The organism is Phytohabitans maris, from assembly GCF_031085175.1.
Taxonomy (GTDB): Bacteria; Actinomycetota; Actinomycetes; order Mycobacteriales; family Micromonosporaceae; genus Phytohabitans; species Phytohabitans maris.
This window is the reverse complement of record NZ_JAVHUY010000034.1, coordinates 75,638-92,633: the sequence shown is the minus strand read 5'-3', so window position 1 is coordinate 92,633 and position 16,996 is coordinate 75,638. Positions and strand designations below refer to the sequence as shown.

Annotated in this window: 10 protein-coding genes and 1 pseudogene; 7 read left to right on the top strand and 4 right to left on the bottom strand. The window is 74.3% G+C overall.

The features are described 5' to 3' along the window. Positions 1-64 precede the first annotated feature (64 nt). The 3 genes from RB614_RS30400 to RB614_RS30390 are packed head-to-tail and all read left to right on the top strand — an operon-like array spanning position 65 to position 3,266. Complete coding sequence (locus RB614_RS30400; protein WP_308716120.1) at positions 65-1,366, top strand: glycosyltransferase family 39 protein; 1,302 nt, start codon at positions 65-67, stop codon at positions 1,364-1,366. Between the two features lie 9 nt (positions 1,367-1,375). Then, positions 1,376-2,839 (top strand): methyltransferase domain-containing protein, encoded by a 1,464-nt coding sequence (locus RB614_RS30395; protein WP_308716119.1) that lies wholly within the window; start codon positions 1,376-1,378, stop codon positions 2,837-2,839. Then, a complete protein-coding gene (locus RB614_RS30390) occupies positions 2,826-3,266 on the top strand; it encodes a DMT family transporter (RefSeq protein ID WP_308716118.1) in 441 nt (146 codons plus the stop codon). Before RB614_RS30395 ends, RB614_RS30390 begins: the two co-directional genes overlap by 14 nt. A 185-nt stretch (positions 3,267-3,451) precedes the next feature. Here RB614_RS30390 and RB614_RS30385 read toward each other — a convergent pair whose 3' ends face one another. The 3 genes from RB614_RS30385 to RB614_RS30375 form a co-directional block, all read right to left on the bottom strand. Beyond that, the gene (locus RB614_RS30385) at positions 3,452-4,417 is read right to left on the bottom strand and encodes a lysylphosphatidylglycerol synthase domain-containing protein (protein ID WP_308716117.1); all 966 of its coding nucleotides are present in this window, start codon (positions 4,415-4,417) and stop codon (positions 3,452-3,454) included. Between the two features lie 9 nt (positions 4,418-4,426). Further along, positions 4,427-7,339: a YfhO family protein gene (locus tag RB614_RS30380; protein ID WP_308716116.1), complete on the bottom strand. Its 2,913-nt coding sequence runs from the start codon at positions 7,337-7,339 to the stop codon at positions 4,427-4,429. 116 nt (positions 7,340-7,455) lie between these two features. After that, complete coding sequence (locus RB614_RS30375; protein ID WP_308716115.1) at positions 7,456-8,226, bottom strand: aldo/keto reductase; 771 nt, start codon at positions 8,224-8,226, stop codon at positions 7,456-7,458. Positions 8,227-8,321: 95 nt separating this feature from the next. On the opposite strand from RB614_RS30375, the gene RB614_RS30370 reads away from it, so the two are divergent. Together RB614_RS30370 and RB614_RS30365 are read left to right on the top strand one after the other, a co-directional pair. Beyond that, a complete protein-coding gene (locus tag RB614_RS30370) occupies positions 8,322-11,297 on the top strand; it encodes a DEAD/DEAH box helicase (protein ID WP_428983140.1) in 2,976 nt (991 codons plus the stop codon). Next, positions 11,294-11,953 (top strand): annotated as a pseudogene (locus RB614_RS30365) (SWIM zinc finger family protein); the annotation flags it as partial. The gene RB614_RS30370 and the pseudogene RB614_RS30365, both read left to right, overlap by 4 nt. A 1,020-nt stretch (positions 11,954-12,973) precedes the next feature. Here the strand turns inward: RB614_RS30365 and RB614_RS30360 are convergent. Beyond that, the gene (locus tag RB614_RS30360; RefSeq protein WP_308716113.1) at positions 12,974-14,203 is read right to left on the bottom strand and encodes an FAD:protein FMN transferase; all 1,230 of its coding nucleotides are present in this window, start codon (positions 14,201-14,203) and stop codon (positions 12,974-12,976) included. Positions 14,204-14,682: 479 nt separating this feature from the next. Between RB614_RS30360 and RB614_RS30355 the strand changes: the two genes are divergently transcribed. After that, positions 14,683-15,414, top strand: a complete 732-nt coding sequence (locus RB614_RS30355; protein ID WP_428983138.1) for a response regulator transcription factor — start codon at positions 14,683-14,685, stop codon at positions 15,412-15,414. Between the two features lie 88 nt (positions 15,415-15,502). Beyond that, a complete protein-coding gene (locus RB614_RS30350) occupies positions 15,503-16,924 on the top strand; it encodes a sensor histidine kinase (RefSeq protein ID WP_308716131.1) in 1,422 nt (473 codons plus the stop codon). Positions 16,925-16,996: the final 72 nt, after the last annotated feature.

Below are 16,996 nucleotides of genomic sequence, written 5' to 3'. Positions count from 1 at the left end.
CGTCGCTTTCGTCGTCTTCCTCTCCGGTTGGTCGCGAGTGAGCGTGTCCACGGGGGAATTCTCGGTGCCCCGCACCGACGCCGGCGGTGAAGGCGGCAGTGCCGGCGCCACGCCCGAGCCGGCCCGCCGCGGCAAAAGGCTCTCGCTGGTCGGCTGGATGCGGCTGCTCGTGATCGGCGTCCTCGCCGGCGCGACGGTGCTGAAGTTCCTGTTCGCCGCCAATACGTTCGGCACCAACGACGTCCGCTACTGGATCATGTTCACCGAGGCCGTCCGGGACTACGGGCCGATCGGCGTCTACGGTCACGAGTTCAAGTGGGCGCTCTACAACCATCCGCCGCTGACCAGCTACCTGCTGCAGGTGATCAGCTGGCTGGAGTTCCACGGGGTCGGCGACGTCCCGTTCCTGATCCGGGTGCCGGCCACCCTCGCCGACGTGGTCACCACCCTCGTCGTCTTCGAGCTGGTGCGCCGCCGGCGCGGGATCGCCGAGGCGACGGCGGCCGGGGTGCTGGTCGCCTGCAGCCCGGTGCTCATCGTCATCTCCGGGTTTCACGGCAACACCGATCCGGTCTTCGTGATGTTCACCCTGCTGTCCGTGTACCTGCTGGTCGCGCACCGGTCGCTGGTCACGGGCGCGCTCGCCGGCGCGTCGTTCGCGGCGGCGGTCAGCGTCAAGCTCGTGCCGGTCGTGCTGCTGCCCGCGCTGCTGCTGGTCGCGGTCCGCTCCGGCTGGCGCCGCGCGCTCGGGTTCCTGGCCGCGTCCGGCGCGGTGATGGCGCTGCTCTGGGGGCCGGTCGTGCTCACCCACTGGAGCGACTTCAGCGAAAACGTGCTGGGCTACAACGGCATCGCCATCCGGGAGTGGGGCCTGGTCAGGTTCGCCGAGTGGTTCGAGCTGTCGCCGGCCGCCATCGACTTCCTCGTCGGCCCGGGCCGGTTCATCGGGCTCCTGCTCTGCGCCGGGCTGCCGCTGCTGCTGGTGTGGCGCCGGCCCACCGACCTGGGCGCCGCCGCCGGCCTGTCGCTCGGCCTGTTTCTGCTGGTCAGCCCGGCCTTCGGCTTCCAGTACCTGGTCTGGCCGCTGGCCGCCGCCTACCTGGTCAACTTCTGGCTGGCCACCGTTTACAACGCGATCGCGAGTTGGTTCGTGCTCCTGGTCTACGACCGGTGGAACAATGCCTACCCGTGGAACTGGGACGTCGGCACGGCGATCTCCTTCCAGTCGTCACGACCGTACGTCTTGGCCGTGCTGACCTGGCAGGCGCTCGCCGCCGTGGTCGTGGCCGGCATGTTGCTCCTGCGCCGCCCGCGCCGTGGTGATCCGATCGACCCGGCCGAAGAGTCCCGAACCGTCCTCAGCTAGGAGAAGCTGGTGCCGAACACTTCCTCGGGGTACCCACGCATCGGCATCCTCGTGGTTGCCTACAACGCCTCCACCACGCTGGCGAAGACGCTGGACCGCATCCCGGTCGACTTCCGCGACAAGATCGCCGAGGTGCTCGTCCTCGACGACGCCAGTCACGACGACACCCACCTCGAAGGGCAGAGCTGGGCCGAGCGAAACCATCTGATCAAGACGATCGTCGTGCGGCACCCGAAAAACCTGGGGTACGGCGGCAACCAGAAGGCCGGCTACCGGATGGCCGCGGAGCGCGGGCTGGACATCGTCGTACTGCTGCACGGCGACGGCCAGTACGCGCCGGAGATGCTGCCGGAGATGGTCGCGCCGCTGGTGCGCGGTGAGGCGGACGCGGTCTTCGGCTCCCGGATGATGGAGAAGGGCGCGGCCCGGAAGGGCGGCATGCCGCTGTACAAGCTGGTCGGCAACCGGATCCTCACCAAGGTCGAGAATCGCATGCTCGGCACCAGCCTGACCGAGTTCCATTCCGGCTACCGCGCCTACAGCGTGCGGGCGCTCAGCGAGATCCCGCTCCAGAACAACACGGACGACTTCGACTTCGACACGCAGATCATCATCCAGCTCGTGCACGCCGGAAAGCGGATCGTCGAGATCCCGATCCCCACCTATTACGGCGACGAGATCTGCTACGTCAACGGGATGCGCTACGCCAAAGACGTCGTCAAGGACGTCGTGGAGTACCGGTTCGCCAGCAAGGGCTTCGGCACCTCCACCTGGGTGGCCTCGCCGGACGAGTACGCGTTCAAGGACGGCGACGGCACCTCGCACGCCCAGATCCTCGACATGCTCGCGAGCGCCCCGCCGTCCCGGGTGCTCGACGTGGGCTGCTCCGGCGGGCGGCTCGCCGAGTTCGTGCGGGCGGCCGGGCACCACGTCACCGGGATCGACTACATCGAGGTGCCGTCCGTGCGCGAGCGGACCGACGCCTTCCACCAGGTCGACCTCCAGTACGGCATCCCGGAGGAGGTGGGCACCGGCTTCGACGTGGTGATCGCGGGCGACATCATCGAGCACGTGGCCCGCCCCGGCGCCGCGCTCCGCGAGATGCGGCGGGTGCTCCGCCCCGGCGGCCAGATCCTGCTGTCGGTGCCGAACTTCGGCCACTGGTACCCGCGGACCCGCACCACGCTGGGCATGTTCGGCTACGACCGGCGCGGCATCCTCGACGACACCCACCTGCGCTTCTTCACCCGGTCGACGCTGCGCCGGCTGGTGCGGCAGTCCGGGCTCGACATCCTGGAGGAGCGCACCACCGGCCTGCCGCTCGGCGTCGTGTCCGAGATGGACGGTCGCCGGCTGCGGCTGCTGCGCCGCGTCGACCGGGGACTGGTCAAGCTGCGCCCGACCTTCTTCGGCTACCAGTTCATCATGCGCCTGACGCCGCACGCCGAGGAGGCACAGGTTGTCCACGGTTGAGGACCAGCCCGCGCCCGTCGCCGACCCGCCCAGCCCCGCCAGGAGGCGTAAATTGACCGCCGCGAGCCTGTCCCTGCTGCTCTTCGCGGTGGCCACCGCCGCCACCGGCCAGGTCCTGCTCAAGCACGGCATGAAGCTGGCGACCGAGCGGGCCACGGCGGGCAAGGGCGGGCTGGTGGTCAACGCGGCCACCTCGCCCTGGGTGCTGCTCGGCCTCACCGTCTTCGCGGTCTCCGCGCTGGCCTGGCTCACCACGCTCAGCCGCCTGCCACTGAGCATCGCCTATCCGTTCAACGCGCTCGGCTACCTGGCGATCCTGACCGCCAGCGTGGTGCTGCTCGACGAGCGGGCCAACATCTGGACCTGGGTCGGCACCCTCTGCGTCGTGCTCGGCCTGGTCCTCGTGGTCGTCACCAAACCCTCCTGACGCCCGCCCACCCGCGGTCCTGACGCCCGTGGGCTCACACGGCGCGGCCAGGTCCCGGGCAGGCCCCCCGCGAGCGGGAAGGCCGCAGGCGGCCAGGCCGCGAGCAGGACCCGCCGCGAGCAGGACGAGGCCCGCGGGGCGAGACGAGACCCTGGCGGAACGAGACCGCGGGCGGGGCGAGAGGGTCAGACGCTGGCGCGGGCGGGTGACCCGGCGCGGCGGCGGATCTGGATCGTGGCGAGCAGCAGGTCGACCACGGTGATGATCATGCGGGCGACCAGGGCCACGACGAGTGCCTGCGGCGCGGAGAGGACCGCCGCCAGCGCCGCCGCCAGGGCCAGGTCGCGCACCCCGGCACCGGCCGGCAGCCCCACGGCGAGCAGCCCCACGCAGTGGGCGAGCGCGTAGCCGCCGATCGCCGCGGGCAGGGCCGCGCCGGGCGAGCCGCCGAGCCCGACCACGAGCACCCAGGCGCTCATCCCGAACATCAGCCAGACCACCACCTGCAGCCCCGCCGTGCGCAGCAGCCCGCGCCAGGACGGCGGGTGGTCGAGCGGCGGCCGGCGGACCACCCGCAGCGCCAGGTTTACCAGCCGGGTGAGCAGCTTCGGGTGCAGCACGACCAGAAACAACGGCGCGACCAGCGCGATCCACCAGTACCGCTCGGCGGCGCTGGGTGCGGCGAACGGCAGCGTCACGATCGCCAGCGGCAGGCCGACCCCCTCCGCGATGACGATCGTGAGCACGCCGACCGTGAGCGTGGTGCGGCGCGGCACGTGCAGGTCACGGGCGAGCTCGGCCTGGCTGATCATCGACCAGATGGAGCCGGGGATGTACTTGCCGAGCTGGCTCAGGTAGAAGATCCGGGCCGCGTCGCCGACCCGGAGCGGGGCGCCGAAGTCGGTCATCAGCGACCGCCAGGTGAACAGGCTGACCACCATCGCGCCGAGCGAGAACGGGCTCGCCGCGACCACCGCCCACGGGGAGAGCTCGCGCAGCGCGTCGACCAGCTCGCCCCAGTTGCGCGCGATGGCCGCGGCGGCGGCGAGCAGCACGACCACCAGCACCGCAACGCGCAGCCGGGAGCGCCATGAGCTCGCCGGCCTGGGCTGGACGGGCCCGGCTTCGGATGCTTCGTCGCTGACGGTCATCGGCTCGGCTCAACTCACAGACGGTAGGGACCCGGGACCCGATGAGCGTAGTGCGCGCCGGCGACGGTCCCGCACGGCACCCGCCACCAGCACGCCGGCGACGGCGAGGGCGGCCGCCAGGCTGAGCCAACCACCGGCGCGGCCGGCGGTACTGGAGTAGGTGAACCGCACGGTGTGGGCGCCGTCCGGAATGGCCACCGCGACGAACGCGTGGTCGGCCTTGAGCAGCGTGGCCGGCCTGCCGTCGACGGTGGCGGTCCAGCCGGACTGGATCGGGTCGGCCAGCACCAGGTAGCCGGAGCCGCGCGCGGTCACCGACACCTCGGTCGCGTCGGTGCCGTCCGCCGTGATCCGGACGTCGGCGGAGCCGCCCCCGGCCGACGTGGGCCGCTGCTCCAGCACCACCTGGTCGCCGGTGAGCGTGCCGCTCCGGAGCAGGTCCAGCCGGCGGGCGCCGTCCGGCTCCACGACGGCCGTGCCGGCCCACCGGACGCGGGGGAGGGCCCGGGTCCGCTCGAAGATCGCGGCCGTTCCCACGAACGCCAGCTTGAGCCCGTCCTGCGCCGTACCGACCGCGCCGACCGCGGCACCGTCGCCGGCCGCGTGCAGCTGGAGGCCCTGGCCGGCGTGGACGGTGATCCGGACGGAGAGCCGCGCGCCCGCCGCGACGTCCTCGGCCGCGAGCGGGATGTACAGCGGCTGGTTGGCGGCGGTGCGCCCGATCCGCCGGTCGGTCTGGGCCACCGGCCGCCCGGTCTCGTCGAGCAGGACCGCCTCGATCCGGTCGGTCGGCTCCCAGCGGCGGGTCTCCACCGGGGTCAGCACCACCGCCCGGATCGGACCGGTACCCGGCACCGGCCGGGTCACCGGCGTATCGGGCGCCAGCGTGGTGAGGCCGGTGGTGGTGGGCGCCGGTCGCGGCGTACCGGGCACCGGGCCGGCGAGGGACGACACGCCGTACCGCACGGACATGCGGTCGAGCGTCGGGCTCGCGATGGCGCTCAGCCCACCGCCGACGGCGACGTGGGTGGAGGCGAAGTTCGCCCCGCCGCTGGGCGAGCGGATCAGCTCGCCGTACCGCCGGTCGACGAACGCGTGACCGGTCGCCGAGCGCAGCTCGAGCGCCGACTCCGCACTGCGGGTCATCGCCTCGTACATGCCGGCGAAGCGGTCCGGCCCCAGGTGCTCCCGGAGGTACTCGTGCGCGTCGGTCACCGGGTAGAACGTGCTCTTGTCCGAGCGCGGCCAGTAGGGCACCACGAAGGAGAGCGCCTGCCCGGCGACCAGCAGCGGCAGCAGGACGGCCGCGACCAGGCGCAGCTTGCCGCCCCGCCCGCCCTGCCACCAGAGCGCGGCGGCGCAGGCCAGGGCGAGCAGCAGGAGCACGATGCCGACCGCGAGCTCGCGGGTGACCTCGCCGGTCCGCAGCGAGCCGCCGGTGGGGCGGTCGGCCAGGTACGCCGCGTGCCGGGCGTCCCGCAGCGCGACGACGCCGGCCACCGCCACCGCGCCGCAGACCAGCGTGACCCAGGCCAGCGCCCACGGCCGCCGCTTTCCCGCCGGGGACGGGGCCGGCGCGGGTGACGCGGCGCGGCGGCGCAGCAACAGCTCCAGCCCCAGCGCGGCCAGCACCGCCAGGAGGAAGCCCAGCACGCAGCGGGCCCGGCCGACGAAGTTGTCCGAGAACAGGTACGGCAGGCTCTGCGCCACCTTCAGCGGGAAGCCGCCGCCGTAGATCAGTACCAGCCAGACGACCGTCGACGCGACGAAGAAGACCCAGGCGCCCTGGGGCAGCGCGGCCCGCCCCCGCCGGGCCATCGCGACCGCGGTCACCACGAGCACCAGCGCCGCCGCCCCCAGGTACGACATCGACTCGACCAGGTTGACCGGCAGGTACCAGTACACCGAGCCGTACGGGTTGGTGGAGCCCAGCGCCCACGGCGCGATCACCGTCACCAGGCTCGCCATGGACAGGTGCGCGTCCGGCTCCTGACCACGTCCCTCCACGTACGCCGTGCTCATGAACGCCACCCACGGCAGCAGCTGCACAGCGGTGAGCACCACGCCGCCGGCCACCCCGCCGGCCGCCAGGGCCAGCCCGCCCAGCGACCGGCGCCACCGCCGTCCGTGCGTGGCCAGCAGCCGGACCACCAGGTAGACCGCGCCGGTGGCGACCGTGTACCCGGTGACCGCCGGGAAGCCCCCGAAGATCATGGCGGCCAGCGCCAGCGCCAGGACCGCCGCGTCCCGCGGGCGAGCGCGCTGCACGATCAGCTCGACCGCCCAGAAGACCGCCGGGATGAACGCCGCCACCCGGGTCTGCGGCCACCCCGTCCACACCACCATGAACGCGCTGCTCGCGAAGACCAGCCCGCCCAGCAGCGCCGGCGCCGCGCCGATCCGCAGGCGGCGCAGGAACAGGTACATGCCGCCGACCGCGACGATGATCTCCAGCAGCTTGACGATCCCCGGCGCGAACCACCCCGGCAGCGCGTAGAACGGCAGCGTCAGCGGCGAACCCAGCGCGTAGTTGGGCGTCGCGCCGAGCGGCACCCCACCGGCCGAGTACGGGTTCCAGGCCGCGATGTGCCCCTCGCGCAGCTCGTCGGCGAAGACGATCGTGTTGGGCAGCGCCGAGTCCCACGTGTCGTCGAGGTAGTTGTTGGTCGGGCGGACCGAGGCGAACTCCGGCACCTCGCTGTACGGCGCCGAGCCCACCATCTCGTCCGTCGCCGCGAACGTCGACTGGCCCAGCAGCGGCGACCCGATCCCGAGCAGCGCGAACCCGGCGATCGCCAGGAGCACCACGGCGGGGAGGATGCGGTCCAGCCGGCGGGACGCCGGGGTGCGCTCGCGCGCCGGCGGCGCGGGCTCTGGCGTGTCCGGATCGGCTGGCGGCGTCAGTGCGCGCGACAAGACCATCGAGCTTCCTAGGCCATAGGGTTACGGACGGAGAACCGGGTACAGAACGTAAACCCGGATAGCCTACGACCTTCGGCCCATCGGTGGAGCCCGGGAGGCGGCGTGCCGGGCCGGGTTCAGCGGATCGCGTCGATGCGGGCCATCTCCTCGTCGCTCAGCGTGAAACCGGACACCTCGAAGTTGGACCGGATCCGCTCCGGCGTCGCCGACTTCGGGATGACCACGATCCCGTGCTGGATGTGCCACCGCAGGATCACGTGGGTCGGCGCCACCCCGTGCGCGGCCGCCACCTCGGCCAGGACCGGCTCGCGCAGGTCACTGCGGCGGAACGGGCTGTAACCCTCCAGCACCACCCCGCGCTCCCGGTGCTCGGCCACCAGCTTGGGGTCGTGCAGCGCCGGGCTGTACGGGATCTGGTTGACCGCCGGCGTCACCGCGGTCGCGTGGGTCAGCTCGTCGATCTGGCCGATGCTGTAGTTGCTCACCCCGATCGCGCGAGTCAGCCCCTCATCCCGCGCCGCTACGAACTCCCGCCACGTCCCCGGCCGCGCCGACCCGGCCGGCGGCCAGTGCACCAGCCACAGGTCGAGCCGGTCCACACCGAGCGCCTTCAGGCTCGCCTCGATCGTCTCCCGCTCCCGCCCGGCCCGCTCGGCCGGCAGCTTCGTGGTGAGGAACACCTCGCCGCGCGGCACGCCACTGTCGCGCAGCGCCCGCCCCACCTCGCTCTCGTTGCGGTACATGGTGGCGGTGTCCAGGTGCCGGTAGCCGGTCTCCAGCGCCACCCGCACCGGCTCGTACGCCTGCCGGCCCGGCAGCTGCCACGTGCCGAAGCCGAGCAGCGGCATCTCGACCCGGTCAGCGACGCTCACGGTGGGTTGTGTCATGGCCCCCAACCTACCCAGTTGCCGCCGCGCCGCTCCGTCTGCTCACCGCATCGGGCTGGCAGACTTGTGCGGTGCTGGTCGTACACGGTCTGTGGCTGCCCACCGGCCACCTCGGCCTCTGGGCCGAGGACCCGACCGTCCGCACCCGCCGGACGCGCCGGCACCCCTTCGCCGCCCCGCCCGAGGCGATCGCCGCCGCGCTGGGCGAGGCCGCCGCCAAGGGCAGCGCCGGCATCGCCACCCTCCAGCTGCCGACCGCGGGCGGCCGCCCGCTCGACTCGCCCGAGCTCGTGCGCACCGACCCGCCGCCCCGGCGCAGCGCCGAGGTGGCTCTCGCCCCATGGCTCGTACCCACGCTGGAGCTGGAGCCCGACGCGGCGCTGGCGCTGCTGCGCGGCCCGGACGACCGCGTGGCTCACGGCTCTTCGCTGCGGCACGCGGCGCAGGTGGCCGCCTTCGCCGCAGACCTGGTGCGGCGCGGGCGCGTCCTGCCCGTGGTGGCCGAGGGGGCGGCCGCGTGGCGGCCGCTGCTGACCGGCGCCGACGCCGCCTGGGCCCGCGCGCTCGCCGCCGCGCTGCCACCCTCCGGCCGGGCGGCCGGAGGAAACCCCGGGACGCTCGTCGGGGGCGCGCTCGACGCGTTGGTCGACGCCGCCGCCCGGACAGCATTGGCGGGGGTACGCCTGGCGGGCGGGCGCGGCACGGTCTCCGGCTCGTGGCTCGGCGCGCTCTCCGGGCGCGAGCGGCGCGTCGACGCCGCCCCGGCCGAGCTCGCCGCGCTCGCGGACGCGGTGGCGCAGTGGCAGCGGGACGCGGCCGGCGGTGCCGTACGGGCCTGCTTCCGGCTGGTCGAGCCGGACGAGGAGCAGACCCAGGACTGGCGCGTCGACTTCTCGCTGCAGGCCGCCGACGAGCCCAGCCTGGTGGTCGACGCGGAAAAGGTGTGGCGCTCCCGCGGCGCCCTCCGCGCCCTCGCCCGCCACCTCGACGCTCCACAAGAGACACTCCTCACCGAGCTGGGGCGCGCCAGCCGCCTCTGGCCCGAGCTCGACGACGCCCTGCGCACCGCCAAACCCTCCACATTGGCCCTCGACGTGACCGGCGCGCACCGCTTCCTGCGCGAGGGGGCGCCGCTGTTGCACGCGGCCGGGTTCGGCGTGCTGCTGCCCACCTGGTGGGGGCGTCCCGGCGCGCGGCTCGGCGCCAAGCTCCGCGCCCGTGGCGGCCGCACCGCACCCGGCACCGTCGCCACGGCCAGCGCGGTCGGCATGCGCTCCCTTGTGGACTACGAGTGGGAGGTGGCGCTCGGCGACGAGCCACTGTCCGAAAAGGAGCTGCGCGAGCTGGCCAAGCTCAAGACCCCGCTGGTGCGCCTGCGCGGCCGCTGGGTCGAGCTGGACGCCAAGCACCTGGCCGCCGGCCTCAAGCTCCTCAAGTCCGGCGGCGAGATGAGCGTGGGCGAGCTGCTCCACCTCGGACTGTCCATGGAGGACGACCCGGGCGCCCTCCCCATCCAGGCGGTCACCGCCGACGGCCCGCTGGGCGACCTGCTCGCCGGCGAGGCCGAACGCCACCTCGCCCCGGTCGACCCGCCCGCGGCGTTCGCCGGCACGCTGCGCCCGTACCAGAAGCGCGGCCTGGCCTGGCTCACGTTCCTCCAGTCCCTGGGCCTGGGCGGCATATTGGCGGACGACATGGGACTCGGCAAGACAATTCAGCTCATTGCGCTGATGGCGGGCGACGGGCCGGAGGTGGGGCCGACGTTGCTGGTCTGCCCCATGTCGCTGGTGGGGAACTGGGAGCGGGAGGCGGCGAAGTTCGCGCCCGGGCTGCGGGTGCACGTCCACCACGGGGCGGAGCGGGCGCGCGGCGCGGAGTTCGCGGCGGCGGTGCGGGATGCGGACGTCGTCGTCACCACGTACTCGGTGGCGGCCCGGGACGCCGAGGCGCTCGGCGAGATCGCGTGGCACCGGGTGGTCGTGGACGAGGCGCAGGCCATCAAGAACGCCGCCACCCGCCAGGCGGCCGCGGTCCGGGCACTGCCCGCGCGGCACCGGGTCGCGGTCACCGGTACGCCGGTGGAGAACCGCCTCGCCGACCTCTGGTCCATCATGGACTTCGCCAACCCGGGACTGCTCGGCGCGGCGGCCGCGTTCAAGAAGAGGTACGCCGAGCCGGTGGAGCGGCACGGCGACGAGGAGGCGGCGGCGCGGCTGCGGCGGATCACCGGGCCGTTCGTGCTGCGGCGGCTCAAGACCGACAAGACGATCATCTCCGACCTGCCCGACAAGCTGGAGATGGAGGTGCTCTGCAACCTGACGGGCGAGCAGGCCTCCCTGTACCAGGCGGTCGTGGACGACATGATCGCGAAGATCGAGCGGAGCGACGGCATCGAGCGGCGCGGCCTGGTCCTCGCCACGATGAGCAAGCTCAAGCAGGTGTGCAACCATCCCGCCCAGTTCCTGCACGACGACACGCGGCTGGCCGGGCGCTCGGGCAAGCTCGCCCGGCTGGAGGAGATCCTCGAGGAGGTGCTGGCGGCGGGGGAGCGGGCGCTGCTGTTCACCCAGTACGCGGAGTTCGGCGGCATGCTCCGCGCCCACCTCTCCGCCCGCTACGGACGCGAGGTGCTCTTCCTCCACGGTGGAGTGTCCAAGAAGGACCGGGACGCGATGGTGGCCCGTTTCCAGGGGAGGCCTGCCGACCCTGGACAGGACGGCTCGGGTCAGGGTCCGGGCGGGCCGCCGCTGTTCGTACTCTCGCTCAAGGCGGGCGGCACCGGCCTCACGCTCACCGCGGCCAACCACGTCGTCCACGTCGACCGGTGGTGGAACCCGGCCGTCGAGGACCAGGCGACCGACCGGGCGTTCCGGATCGGGCAGCGGCGGGCGGTGCAGGTGCGCAAGTTCGTCTGCGCGGGCACCGTCGAGGAGAAGATCGCCGGCATGATCCGCGACAAGCGGGGCCTGGCCGCGAAGATCGTGGGTACCGGCGAGCAGTGGCTCACCTCGCTCTCGACGGCGCAGCTGCGCGACCTGTTCGCGCTGGAGGCCGGGGCGGTGGTCGAATGACGCACCCCAACTTCCCGCAGTACGGCCGCACCCGCCAGGTGGAGGGCGGGCTCAAGGCGCGCAGCACCCGCGGCGCGATCGGCGAGTCGTGGTGGTCCCGCCGCTTCCTGGCGGTGCTGGAGTCCCTGGCCATCGGCAGCCGCCTGACCCGCGGCCGGGCGTACGCCCGCAAGGGCCAGGTGCTCTCGCTCACCGTGGCGCCCGGCGAGGTGACCGCGTCGGTGCAGGGCTCGCGCGAGACGCCGTACCAGGTGGCGATCGGCCTGGACCGCTTCACGGCGGCGGTGTGGGCGCGCGCCGAGGAGGCCCTGGCCGGCCAGGCCATCTACAGCGCCCGCCTGCTGGCCGGCGACGTACCGCCGGACCTGGAGCAGCTCTTCGCCGGCCTGGACGCGCCCCTGTTTCCCCAGGCGGTCGCCGACCTGCGGATGCGCTGTACCTGCCCGGACCACGCGGTGCCCTGCAAGCACCTGGCGGCGGCGTTCTACCTGCTGGCCGAGGAGTTCGACGCGGACCCGTTCCAGATCCTGCACTGGCGCGGCCGTTCCCGCGACGACCTGCTGTCCCGCCTGCGCCTCCTCCGCGGCGGCGGCCTCACCGGCGCGGCCGGCGCCGGCCTTGCGGACGCTGCCCTTGCGGGTGGCTTCGCTGCCGCGGGCGGCGGTGTTGTCGGTGGTGGTGGCGTTGCGGGTGCTGGCGGCGGTGCTGCCGCGGGTGGCACTGCTGGCGTCGGTGGCGTTGCGGATGCGGGCGGTGGCCTTGGGGACGACCTCGCTGCCGCGGGCGGCGGCGCTGCGGGTGGTGGCGGCGGCATTGCTGGCCGCGGTGGCGTTGCGGGCGCTGGCGGCGGTGCTGCTGGCGGTGGCGCTGCGGGTGGTGGTGGCGTTGCGGGTGCGCGCGGCGGTGCTGCTGCGGGTGGTGGCGGCGTTGCTGGCGGTGGTGCTGCCGCGGGTGGCGTTGCTGGCGGTGGCGCTGCGGGTGGTGGTGGCGTTGCGGGCGCGCGCGGCGGTGCTGCCGTGGGTGGCGTTGCCGGTGGCGTTGTGGGCGCTGCTGGCGGTGGCCGTGCGGGTGCGGCTCGCCGTGCGGAGGGTGCGGCTGGCCCGGGGCGCCGGCAGGCCCGGCCGCAGCCGCCCGCGCCGGTGGGTGCCGCCGCCGCGCTGGCCGATGTCGTGGAGACGCCGCTGGCGGAGTCGGTGGACCGCTTCTGGCTCCCGCCCCAGCCCCTGCCCGCGCGCCCGGCCACCCTCGACACCGAACCGGACCTGCTGCTGCGCCAGCTCCCGACGCCCGGCCCGCTACTGGGTGGCGCCGGCCTGGTGGCCCGGCTCCGCCCCGCCTACGAGGCCTTCGCCGAGTCGCCACCGCCGTAGCCCCTGCGAGCCAGAATTGGTGCTCTTGTCCCAAGATGCGCTGCCGCCTAGCGTCGCACCCGCAACTGGAGAGGGGTCGTCCCGGTGGAGAGTACCCGCCGGGACGGGAGCGGGATCCCCGGCGCGGGTTCTGTCGGGAGGCGAAGCGCCGGGGATCCCCCGCCCCGCCCCGAAACCCACACCCGGATGCCGGCGGTCCCGCTCGCTCTAGTCGCGGGACGACTGAGCCGTGATCGTTCAGCCACTCCTATGTAGATCTAGAACGCTTAGGGCGGATATAGAGCCCTAAACGTTCTAGATCTACATTCACGGCGCAGATGATCGACGAACCGTGGTCGTCTGCGGGATCGGGGTCTCGGGGCGGAGCGATACAGCGGTGGCCAGCGCGCTAGCGGTCAGGGCGTCGGCGGCCTCGACCACGACCGCCCGCCCGGTCTGCGGCGCGGGTAGGCCGGTCAGCGGCTCGACCAGCGCGGACCGCGACGTACCCAGCGCGCGCCCCGCCGGCAGCACCGCGGGCGAACCCCCACACCCCGCCGGCCGTCCCCTCACGGCCGCCGGCCGTCCCCTCACGGCTGCCGGCCACGCGCGCACAGCTGCGGGCCAGCCTCTCACGGCTGCCGGCCATCCCCTCGCGGCCGCTGCGCGCATGGCCGCGGGCCAGCCACCCGCGGCGGTGGGCGAGGCGCCGGTGGTGGCGAGCCAGCCACCCGTGGCGGGCCAGCCACTCGCGGCCGTGGGCCAGCCACTCGCGGCCGTGGGCCAGCCACTCGCGGCCGTGGGCCAGCCACTCGCGGCCGTGGGCCAGCCACTCGCGGCCGTGGGCCAGCCACTCGCGGCCGTGGGCCAGCCACCCGTGGCGGTGGGCGCGGTGCCGGCGGTGGCGGGCGAGCCACGCGTGGCGGTGGGCGAGGTGCCGGCGGTGGCGGGCGAGGCGCTGGCGGGCAGGGGCCAGCCGTCGGGGTGCGGCGAAGGCCGGGTTGGGCCGGCCGTGGCGACGTCACCGCCGACAGCGACCATGGCGCCCACGCCGTAGCGGGCGGCGACAAGTGCGGCGCAGCGGTCGGCGGTGCGGGCGGGGGCGGTGGCGTTCAGGTCGAGCACCACGTCGTGCGGGAGGGTGAGCCATCCGGCGTCAAGCTGGACGTCGCGCCAGGTGTGCCGCCGGGTTTCCAGCACGCCGACCGCCGACCCGCACGCCGGCAACCAAGCCGAGTCGCGCGCCGCCGGCCGCGCCGAGCCGCGCGGCGGCTGCCAGGCTGAGCGGCGCGGCGGCTGCGAGGCTGGGCCGCGCGCCGGTGGCCGAGCGCCGGACCTCAGCAGCGCGGTGCCCACCGTCGGGTCGACCGCGCCGTCCGTGAGCGCGGCCGCGTCCAGGGCGGCGCGGACCAGGTCGGCCAGGACGGGGCTCAGGTGCACCGGGCGGCCGGCGGCCAGGGTGACGCGGGGGAGCTCGCGGGTCAGGGCGGTGTTCGCGGCGGCGACCTCGCGGGACACCAACCGCCGGGCACGGCGGGCCACGGCCGGATCGGTCACCGCGACCACCACGGCCGGCAGCGGCGAGAAAGGCGGCCGCGGCGACGAGGGGAGGCACGGCGACGAGGAAGGGCGCGGCCACGGGAGGAGGCCCGGCCATGCGAGGAGGCGCGGCGACGAGGGGAGGCGCGGCGACGGGAGGAGGCGCGGCCGTGAAGGAGGGGGCGGCGACGAGCGAAGGCGCGGCCACCAGGGAAGGCGCGGCCGCGCGGGAAGGCGGGGCGACGGGAGCGAGCGCGCGGAAAGGCGGGGCGACGCGAGGAGGCGGGGCCGTGGGAGGAGGTGGGGGGACGGTGGCCGGCGGGCCGCGAAGGGCGGCAGGGGTGGGAGTGAGCGGGACACGAGGGTGAGCGTGGCGGTGGGGGCTGTGGAGCGGTTCGGGCGCGGCTGTGGGTGAGCTGTGACATTCTCACAGTCGGCGCACAGAAACGGCCCAGGCCGGGCACAGGCGCGCTCGCCAGCATAGGAGCGTGATCAGCGTGAACGCGAGGACGGCCGGGCCTGAGCTGCGCCGGCCGGACGGGGAGCCGGTGCGGGTGCTCGTCGTCGACGACGAGGCTACGCTCACCGACCTGCTGTCGATGGCCCTGCGCTACGAGGGGTGGCAGGTGCGCAGCGCCGGCAACGGCGTGACGGCGGTGCGGGTGGCGCGGGAGTTCGAGCCCGACGCCGTCGTACTCGACATCATGTTGCCCGACCTCGACGGCCTGGAGGTGCTGCGGCGGCTGCGTGGGGTGCGGCCCGACGTGCCTGTGCTGTTTCTGACCGCGCGGGACGCGGTCGAGGACCGGGTCGCCGGGCTGACCGCGGGCGGCGACGACTACGTGACCAAGCCGTTCAGCCTGGAGGAGGTGGTGGCCCGCCTGCGCGCGCTGATGCGCCGGGCCGGTGTGGGCACCACCCGGGACGACGCCGTGCTCGTGGTCGGCGACCTCAGCCTCGACGAGGACAGCCACGAGGTCCGGCGGGGCGGTGACCCGGTGTCGCTGACCGCGACCGAGTTCGAGCTGCTGCGGTACCTGATGCGCAACCCCCGCCGGGTGCTGAGCAAGGCGCAGATCCTCGACCGGGTGTGGAACTACGACTTCGGCGGGCAGGCGAACGTGGTCGAGCTGTACATCTCGTACCTGCGCAAGAAGATCGACGCTGGGCGCCCGCCGATGATCCATACCTTGCGCGGCGCCGGATATGTCCTCAAGCCAGCCGAATAGCCGGCCGAGCACCGAGCCGAGCACCCAGTCGAGCAGCCAGCTAGGCAGCCGGCCGAGCACCGAGCCGAAGAGCGGGCCGAACAGCCGGCTGGGTAGCTGGTCGCTGCGGGCGCGCCTGCTCGCCGCGGTCATCGCGCTGCTGGCCGTCGTCGGGCTGTTGATCGGCGCGGCGACCACGTTCGCGGTCCGCGCCTACCTCATCCAGCAGGTCGACGCCCAGGTACAGGAGGAGGCGCAGCACGACGCGTTCGCGCGGCAGGGGCCCGGGCCCAACGAACCGGGTGCCGTGCGACCCGGCCTGCCGCGCGGCACCGTCCGGGCCCTGGTCGGGCCGGGCGGCGACGTCGAGGGGGAGCGGGCCGACCCGTACGCGGACCGGGGTCGCAGCGTCCTCACCGCCGAGCAGGAGCGGGCGGTCGCCGAGGTACCGGTCGACGGCACGATCCGCACGACCGAGCTGCCCGGCCTGGGCGACTACCGGGCGGTCGCGGTCCAGACGCCCGAAGGCGCCTCGATCACCGCGTTCCCGCTGGACACCGTCAACGCCACCGTCCTGCGCCTGGTCGGCATCGAGGCGGCGGTGGTCGGCGCGGGCGTGCTCATCGCGGGCGGGGTCGGCGCGCTCATCATCGGCGGCGCGCTGCGGCCGCTGCGCCGGGTCGCGGCCACCGCCGGGCGGGTCGCCGAGCTGCCGCTGGACCGGGGTGAGGTGGCGCTCTCCGTGCGCGTTCCCGAGGCGGACACCGACCCGCGCACCGAGGTCGGCCAGGTGGGGGCGGCGCTCAACCGCATGCTGGGGCACGTCGCCGCCGCGCTCGCCGCGCGGCAGGCCAGCGAGACGCGGGTACGGCAGTTCGTCGCCGACGCCAGCCACGAGCTGCGTACGCCCCTGGCGGCGATCCGGGGCTACGCGGAGGTGACCCGCCGGGGCCGCGAGGAGGTACCGCCGGACGTGGCGCACGCGCTGCGCCGGGTGGAGTCGGAGTCGTCGCGGATGACCACGCTCGTCGACGACCTGCTGCTGCTCGCCCGCCTCGACTCCGGCCGTCCACTGGAGACGGAGCCGGTCGACCTGTCCCGGCTCCTCGTCGACGCGGTCGGCGACGCCCATGTCGCCGGTCCGGAGCACCGGTGGCGGCTCGACCTGCCCGAGGAGGCGGTCACCGTGCCGGGGGACGCGGCCCGGCTGCACCAGGTGTTCGCCAACCTGCTCGCCAACGCCCGTACCCACACGCCGCCGGGCACCGAGGTGACGGTGACGCTGCGCCCGGCGGCCGGCGGTGGCGCGGAGGTCGGCGTCCTGGACACCGGGCCGGGGATCGCGCCGGAGCTCCAGGCGGACGTCTTCGAACGGTTCGCGCGCGGCGACAGCTCCCGCTCCCGCGCCGCCGGCAGCACCGGCCTGGGGCTGGCGATCGTGGCGGCCGTGGTGGAGGCGCACCACGGGACGGTCGAGGTCTCCAGCGAGCCCGGCCGCACCGAGTTCACCGTCCGACTGCCCGGCCCGTAGCCGCGAAGCCAAGCACGCGACAAAAGCACACGCGACAAAAGCGAGAGCGGGCACGCGGCGAAAGCGCGAAGG

Excerpts from the sequence above, each read along its gene's own strand:
- RB614_RS30385 (WP_308716117.1), bottom strand. The coding sequence starts at position 4,417 with ATGACCGTCAGCGACGAAGCATCCGAAGCCGGGCCCGTCCAGCCCAGG.
- RB614_RS30380 (WP_308716116.1), bottom strand. The coding sequence starts at position 7,339 with ATGGTCTTGTCGCGCGCACTGACGCCGCCAGCCGATCCGGACACGCCA.
- RB614_RS30375 (WP_308716115.1), bottom strand. The coding sequence starts at position 8,226 with ATGACACAACCCACCGTGAGCGTCGCTGACCGGGTCGAGATGCCGCTG.